Below are 6542 nucleotides of genomic sequence, written 5' to 3'. Positions count from 1 at the left end.
CTGATCGAGGGCGACGCCCTGGAGATCGCCCCCGCCCCCGGCCTTGAGCCCCGCACCTTTCCGCTGGAGGGCAGCGACGTACGGCTGCTCGACGAGTTCAACATGACGGGCTGGCGGACCGTGGCACCCGAGTGATCCGTGTGACCCGAGTGACCCGCGGGGCTCAGCGCCGCGCCATGTACAGGCCGAACGCCTTGTGCAGCAGCCTGCTGACCGGGTAGTCCCACTCGCCGACGTACTCGGCGGCACGCCCTCCCGTGCCCGCCTTGAACCGCAGCAGACCCAGCAGATGGTTGCCCTCGTCGAGGGTGTCGGTGATGCCCCGCAGGTCGTACACGGCGGCGCCCCGCTCGTGCGCGTCGCTCATCATCCGCCACTGGACCGCGTTGTTGGGCTGCACCTCGCGCCGACGGCTCGTCGAGGCACCGTACGAGTACCAGACATGGGTTCCCACGGTCAGCATCGTCGCCGCGGAGAGCACCTCACCGTCGTGGTGGGCGAGATAGAGCCGCATCCGGTCCGGGTCCTCGGCCCGCAGCGCGGTCCACATGCGCTGGAAGTAGCCGAGCGGCCGGGGGATGAAGCGGTCCCGCTCGGCGGTCTCCCGGTACAGCTCGTAGAAGACCGGGAGGTCGTCGAGGCCGCCCTCGACGACCTTCACACCCGCCTTCTCCGCCTTCTTGATGTTGCGCCGCCACTGCTGGTTCAGGCCGTCCCGGATCTCCTCCAGCGACCGGCCGGCGAACGGCACCTGGAACACGTACCGGGGCTGCCCGGCGCTGAAGCCGTCCGTGTCCCCGTCCGCGCCCTGCTGCCAGCCCAGCCGGCGCAGCTGCTCCACGACCTCGGCGGCCCGGGGCTCGGTCTCATCCGCCCCGACGTCGCGCAGCCGGCCCGCGGCCGGGTCCGCGATGGCGTCCTTGACCGTCGGAGCGTCCCAGCGGCGGGCGACCACGGGCGGGCCCATGCGTACCGTGAACGCGCCCCGGGCCCTGGCATGGGCCACCAGCGGATCCAGCCAGGGGCGCAGCTCGCCCTCGTGCCACGGGATGACCGGGCCCTCCGGCAGATAGGCCAGATACCGCTTCAGCCTGGGGACCGGGCGGTACAGCACCAGCCCCGCACCGACGATCCGCCCGCCCTCGTCCAGCCAGCCGATGCTCTCCGCGCGCCAGTCGGGCTTCACCTCGCCCCACGAGGGGACCTGCATATGGCTTGCCGAACCCCGGGCGGCGACGAACGCCAAGTGCTGCTCGCGCGTGATCTCCTCGACCCGCAGCGTCATGCGGTACTCCGTTCGTTGTCCGATTCGTCAGCGTGACGAGAGGCACGCGAGCCACGGTTGACCTCAAGTGTGCTTGACGTATCAGGGTGGCTGTCACGGGCGCACCGCAAGGGTGCGCCGGTGAGGGGAGCAGCCATGACAGTGGAGTTCGTGTCCCGGCCCGATGTCACCCGTGCGGATGCGGGACTCGTCAAGGCCAGTACCTGGGACGTCGGCACACCGGAGCGCGGAAGGCTGACCGTCGAGGCCATCCGCGCAGCGTGGGGGACCAGGCGATGGCCGCACCCGGGCCTGCTCTCGTACAGCGTGTACACGGGGGAGGACGGCGGAACGCTCTTCCACTACTCGCAGTGGACCGGCGAGGAGAGCTACCGGGAGTTCGTCCGGGACGGCCGGGACGCGCGCAACGCCGAGATCGACGCGGCCGTGCCGGGCATCGAACGGCTCGGACTGCACACCTACGAGCTCTACCGGTCCTCCTCGCCGGGCGGCCGGGAGCCCGGCTGCGTGGTGGTCGTCGACGTGGAGTTCGACGGGGCCGACAAGGCCCGCCAACGCGACTGGGTGGACGGTGTGTTCGAAGCGCTGGGTACGGATCCGGCCCCGGCGCCCGGCGGACTCGCCGGACACTTCCATGTGAGCACCGACGGGACCCGGGTGCTCAACTACGCGGAGTGGGAGAGCGCGCAGGCCCACATCGACGCACTGGCCGCGCCCGGCAACGGCATCGGCTCGCGGACGCCGCAGTGGGAACGGGTGCAGAGCTACCCGGGGATCGCCGGTGGTGGTGTGCGCCGCTACACCCCGGCGCTCAGCCTGCGGCCGGGGGAGGGCGGATAGCCCGCAGGCCCGGCTCCCGGGGCCTTCGGGGGCGGCAATCCGCCGTGTACGGAGATCAGTTGCCCGGGCACCGCGGACGGCGGGTCTCCTTCTGTCCCGTGCGCCGGGCGGCAGGGGGTGCAATGCGTCTAGGCTTGGGCTGCCTGACCCCGTACGCGACCGGAGCCGTGGCCCCGGCGACGTGTACGCCCGCACGTTTTCGAGGAGACCCCCTGATGTCCGCAGAGCGCCCCATCCTGCCGCCGGTACGGCTGCACACCGAGGCGGAGCTGGCACGGGACGCGCTCGCGGCACCGCTGCTCGCCCGCGCCGTCCGGCTCGCCCGCTGGGCCGGCCCCGACACGAGAGTCGGCGCCGGCGGCGAACTCGTCGACGCCCAGCTGCCCGCGGCGGCCGAGCACCTGGGCCTCGCCGCGGACGAGGACGGTGCGGCGGAGGCCAGCGAGGCCTGGCGGCTCGCGGTGGACACCGGTCTGGTCGAGGTCGAGGACCCGGCGACGGAGCCGGGTGCGGACGAGGAGGACTTCGCCGACGACGTGGAGGGAACCGTCACCGCCGGGGAGAACCTGGCGCTGCTGACCGGCGGTTCGCCGCAGGACGTGCTGTCGATCTGGCTCGACGGTCTGGAGGCCGCCCACGCCGACGCCACCGCCCCGGTCTTCGACGACTTCGCCGACCTCGTCGGCGAGGACGGGTCGATCGACTTCGACGCACTGGACTGGGACCCGGAGACCGAGGCGGAATTCCTCGACGGGGTGCTCGGCAACCTCTATCTGCTCACGGTCGGCGAGGGCGCGGGAGATGAGGCCGTGCCGCTGCCCGCGCTGGCCGCCTCGATGATCGTCCCCGACGACATGGGCGAGCCCACCGACGACATCCTGGAACAGGTGTCGGACGCGATGATGCGCCTCGACGACCAGTTCCGGGTACTCGAACCCATCGGCATCGTCGAGTACCGGCCGGTGGACGAGGCGTTGCTGGCCGAGGAGGGCGAGGAGTCCGTGCCGCCCGCCGACGACGACGATGTCACCCGGTACGGCATGGTGAAGCTGACCCCGCTGGGCATCTACGGCATCCGGGCCCGGATGCTGGACGCCGGTGTGGACGCCCCGGCCATCGGTGACCTGGCCGACAAGGGCGCCGACGTACTGCTCGGCGGCATCGCGTACTACCCCGAGGCGGCGGCCCGCGGCGAGATCGAGCTGTGGCTCGCGCGCCACGGCGCCGACGGGGCCGCCGGTGAACTCCTGGACGCCGCACGCGGCGAGGACCCGCAGGCACCGCTGCGCCGCCTGCACTGCCAGCAGGCGCTCGCCCTCGTCGGCGCGGACGCCGAACCCGCGGTGCGCGCGGTGCTGGGCGACCCGGAGCTGGGCGGACTCGCCCGGGTCTGGCTCGCCGAGCGGGGCGCCGCCGACGTACCGCCCCCCTCGGAGGCGATGATCTTCTGGCTCGCCATCGACACGATCGCGGCGCAGCTGGAGGCGGACGGCGATCTGGACGAGCTCCAGGGCCTGGTCGAGGGGCTGTCCGGCCAGCACAGCGGCTTCTTCGACGAGGCGTGGCGGGTGGACCACCCGGCGACGGCGGACGTCCTGGAGGCGATGGGGCGGCTGCACAGCGACAAGAAGCAGGCGAAGGACGCCCGCAAGGCCGCGTTCAAGGCCCGCTCCCGGGGTGGCTCGGGCAGCTGAGGGATCTGACGGGGCGGGTGGCCCGACCAGCGCGTTCGGTCACCCGCCGTCGAGGATGTTCACGGAAGGGATTCCCTCGAAGTCGTCCTCAGTTCAACTGGTGTTGGGGCAAGGGCGGGACGGTGAGCGCATCAACGACCCGCCCCAGCTGCACCAGGAGTACGTGATGGCCTTCACGCGCAGGGAATTCACCAGACAGTCCGCCGTCACCGGTGCCGGCATCGCCCTCACCGGAACCGTCGCCGCGCTGGCCACCGCACCCGGCGCCCTCGCCGCCGGGGACTCCAAGCACGGCCACGACGACCACGGCCACGACCACGACGGACACGGGCACGGACACAGCCACGAGCCCGGCTACGGGCCGCTGCTGCCCGACCCGAAGGGCATACTCGCGCTGCCCGCCGGATTCTCGTACAAGGTCATCACGCACAGTGGCGTCACCAAGCTGGAGACCGGCGAGTCCACCCCCTCCAACCACGACGGCACCGCCGCCTTCGAGGGCGCGCGCGGCGTGACCCTGCTGGTGAACAACCACGAGCTGAGCGGTACCCGGGCCGGCTGGGAGCACCCGGTTCCGCTCACCGACGGCCTCGTCTACGACCCGGTCGCGGCCGGCGGCTGCACCGTGGTGGAGACCCGCCGCGACGGCCGCACCGCCGAATGGGTCGGCATCGCCGGCACCTCCACCAACTGCGCCGGCGGCTCCACCCCGTGGGGCACCTGGCTGACCTGCGAGGAGACCGAGGACAAGGCCGGGAAGAACGGCCTGCTCAAGGACCACGGCTACGTCTTCGAGGTCGACCCGTACGACAAGCGGGCCAACCGTGACCCGCGTCCCATCAAGGCGTTCGGCCGTTACGCCCACGAGGCCGTCGTCATCGACCCCAAGAGTGGCCACGCCTACCTCACCGAGGACGCGTCCGGCCCCAACGGACTGCTCTACCGCTGGGTACCCCCGCACGGCTTCAAGCACGGCCGCGGCAAGCTCCGCACGCTCGCCGACGACGCCGGTGTGCTGCAGGCCACGAAGTGCTTCGACAAGAACGGAACGTTCGTCGACGACCTCTCCCGCGCCACGAAGATCGGCACCGTGTACGGCGTGGACTGGGTCGACGTGCCCGACCGCGACGCCAGGAGCGTCTCGGTGCGCAAGCAGTTCGGTGACAAGGACATCACCCGCGCCCGCAAGCTCGAAGGCATGTGGTGGGGCGACGGCGGCGCGTACATCGTCTCCTCGTTCGCCCGCGCGGAGAGCCCCGTCCCGCACGACGGCCAGGTCTGGTTCTACGACCCCAAGCGCCGCACGCTGACGCTGAAGGTGCTCCTCGGCGTCAACGCCGACCCCTCCAAGGACGGCGCCTTCGACGGCCCGGACAACATCACGGTCTCGCCCTACGGCGGCCTGGTCATCTCCGAGGACGGCGAGGGCATCCAGCACCTCTTCGGGGCGACCGAGAGCGGCCGCACCTACCCCATCGCGCGCAACGAGCTGAACGCCGGCACGGAGGCCGATCCGGAGTACAGCGAATTCACCGGTGTGACGTTCTCGCCCGACGGCAGGACGCTCTTCGCCAACATCCAGACACCCGGCATCATGCTGGCCATCACCGGCCCGTGGAAGCGCCAGCCGCGACGGGACAAGTAAGGCCTTTCGGTCAGCGGGGGCCCGGCCCGCAGCGGGTCCGGGCGCCCGCCGGCACCGGAACGGCTGATTACGAATCCGGCATCAGTGGGGCCCCAGGAGCGGTCGGGCATGGCGTCGGGCGTTTTCAGGGCGCATACTCAAGGTAATGAAACAGTCAGCCGGATCCCGGCGTCACCTGCCTTCCAGTCCCTTCAACCGCCCGGCCCAGGCGGCCCCACCGGTCGAATTGTTCGATGTGGGCGACAGGGTGTCGCATGACCAGTTCGGACTCGGTCGAGTCCTTGCTGTCGAGGGCGACAACGACGCAGTGCTCATCGACTTCTCGGGGCGACAGGGGAGGATCCTGAGCCCGTACTCCAAGCTGACCAAGCTCTGAGAGAGCTGACGAGCACGCGCCGCGTACGCCGCATCCCTCTCGCCGACCGCCTTCAGGGGCACCCACAGCCAGCCGGGTGCCCCTGAAGACGTTTCCGGTGCTACAGGGACTGGGCGGCGGGCTTGACCATGCCGCGGACGGTGCGCGACTTCACGAAGTCGCCCATCGCGGTCATCTCCCACTCTCCGGAGAACTGCTTGATCAGCTTCGCCATCATCACGCCGGTCTGCGGCTCGGCGCCGGTCAGGTCGAAGCGGACCAGCTCCTCGCCGGTGGCGCCGTCGATCAGCCGGCAGTAGGCCTTGGCCACCTCGGTGAACTTCTGGCCGGTGAAGGAGTTGACCGTGAACACCAGACCGGTCGCCTCCGGGGGGATCCGGCCCAAGTCGACGACGATCACCTCGTCGTCGCCGGCGCCTTCACCGGTGAGGTTGTCGCCCGAGTGCTTGATGGCGCCGTTCAGGATGGAGAGCTTGCCGAAGTAGCAGCTCTCCAGGTGGTTGCGGTTGGGGCCGTAGGCGATCACCGAGGCGTCGAGGTCGATGTCCTTGCCCCGGAACGCGGGCTCCCAGCCGAGGCCCATCTTGACCTGGGAGAGCAGCGGGCGGCCGCCCTTGACCAGCGACACCGTCTGGTTCTTCTGCAGGCTGACCCGGCCCTTGTCGAGGTTGATCTTCCCGGAGGCCGGGTCAGCCTGCAGAA

General features: G+C 70.9%; 6 protein-coding genes. 4 read left to right on the top strand and 2 right to left on the bottom strand.

What is annotated here, in order from left to right:
* Positions 1–163: 163 nt before the first annotated feature.
* Entirely contained in the window at positions 164–1285 is a 1122-nt protein-coding gene (locus JGS39_RS34610) for a lipid II:glycine glycyltransferase FemX (protein ID WP_219573711.1), read from the bottom strand.
* Positions 1286–1420: 135 nt separating this feature from the next.
* Here JGS39_RS34610 and JGS39_RS34605 point away from each other — a divergent pair, with 135 nt between their 5' ends.
* From JGS39_RS34605 to JGS39_RS41215, 4 genes are all read left to right on the top strand, one after another.
* Positions 1421–2125, top strand: a complete 705-nt coding sequence (locus JGS39_RS34605; RefSeq protein ID WP_219573710.1) for an antibiotic biosynthesis monooxygenase — start codon at positions 1421–1423, stop codon at positions 2123–2125.
* 215 nt (positions 2126–2340) lie between these two features.
* Entirely contained in the window at positions 2341–3819 is a 1479-nt protein-coding gene (locus JGS39_RS34600; protein WP_219573709.1) for a hypothetical protein, read from the top strand.
* A gap of 166 nt (positions 3820–3985) precedes the next feature.
* Entirely contained in the window at positions 3986–5464 is a 1479-nt protein-coding gene (locus JGS39_RS34595) for an alkaline phosphatase PhoX (protein WP_219573712.1), read from the top strand.
* Between the two features lie 145 nt (positions 5465–5609).
* Complete coding sequence (locus tag JGS39_RS41215) at positions 5610–5840, top strand: hypothetical protein (RefSeq protein WP_037711258.1); 231 nt, start codon at positions 5610–5612, stop codon at positions 5838–5840.
* A 100-nt stretch (positions 5841–5940) separates the two neighbouring features.
* On the opposite strand, the gene JGS39_RS34590 is transcribed toward JGS39_RS41215, so the two are convergent.
* Positions 5941–6542: TerD family protein (locus tag JGS39_RS34590; protein ID WP_219573708.1), on the bottom strand; the 602-nt coding region annotated here is incomplete at its 5' end.

It is taken from the genome of Streptomyces poriferorum (assembly GCF_019399235.1).
Lineage (GTDB): Bacteria > Actinomycetota > Actinomycetes > Streptomycetales > Streptomycetaceae > Streptomyces > Streptomyces poriferorum.
The sequence above is the reverse complement of the archived record's forward strand: the minus strand, read 5'-3'. Positions and strand labels throughout refer to the sequence as shown.

What these genes read in the sequence shown, in the direction of transcription:
- JGS39_RS34610 (WP_219573711.1), bottom strand. Translation starts at nt 1,285, where the DNA reads ATGACGCTGCGGGTCGAGGAGATCACGCGCGAGCAGCACTTGGCGTTC.
- JGS39_RS34605 (WP_219573710.1), top strand. Translation starts at nt 1,421, where the DNA reads ATGACAGTGGAGTTCGTGTCCCGGCCCGATGTCACCCGTGCGGATGCG.
- JGS39_RS34600 (WP_219573709.1), top strand. Translation starts at nt 2,341, where the DNA reads ATGTCCGCAGAGCGCCCCATCCTGCCGCCGGTACGGCTGCACACCGAG.
- JGS39_RS34595 (WP_219573712.1), top strand. Translation starts at nt 3,986, where the DNA reads ATGGCCTTCACGCGCAGGGAATTCACCAGACAGTCCGCCGTCACCGGT.
- JGS39_RS41215 (WP_037711258.1), top strand. Translation starts at nt 5,610, where the DNA reads ATGAAACAGTCAGCCGGATCCCGGCGTCACCTGCCTTCCAGTCCCTTC.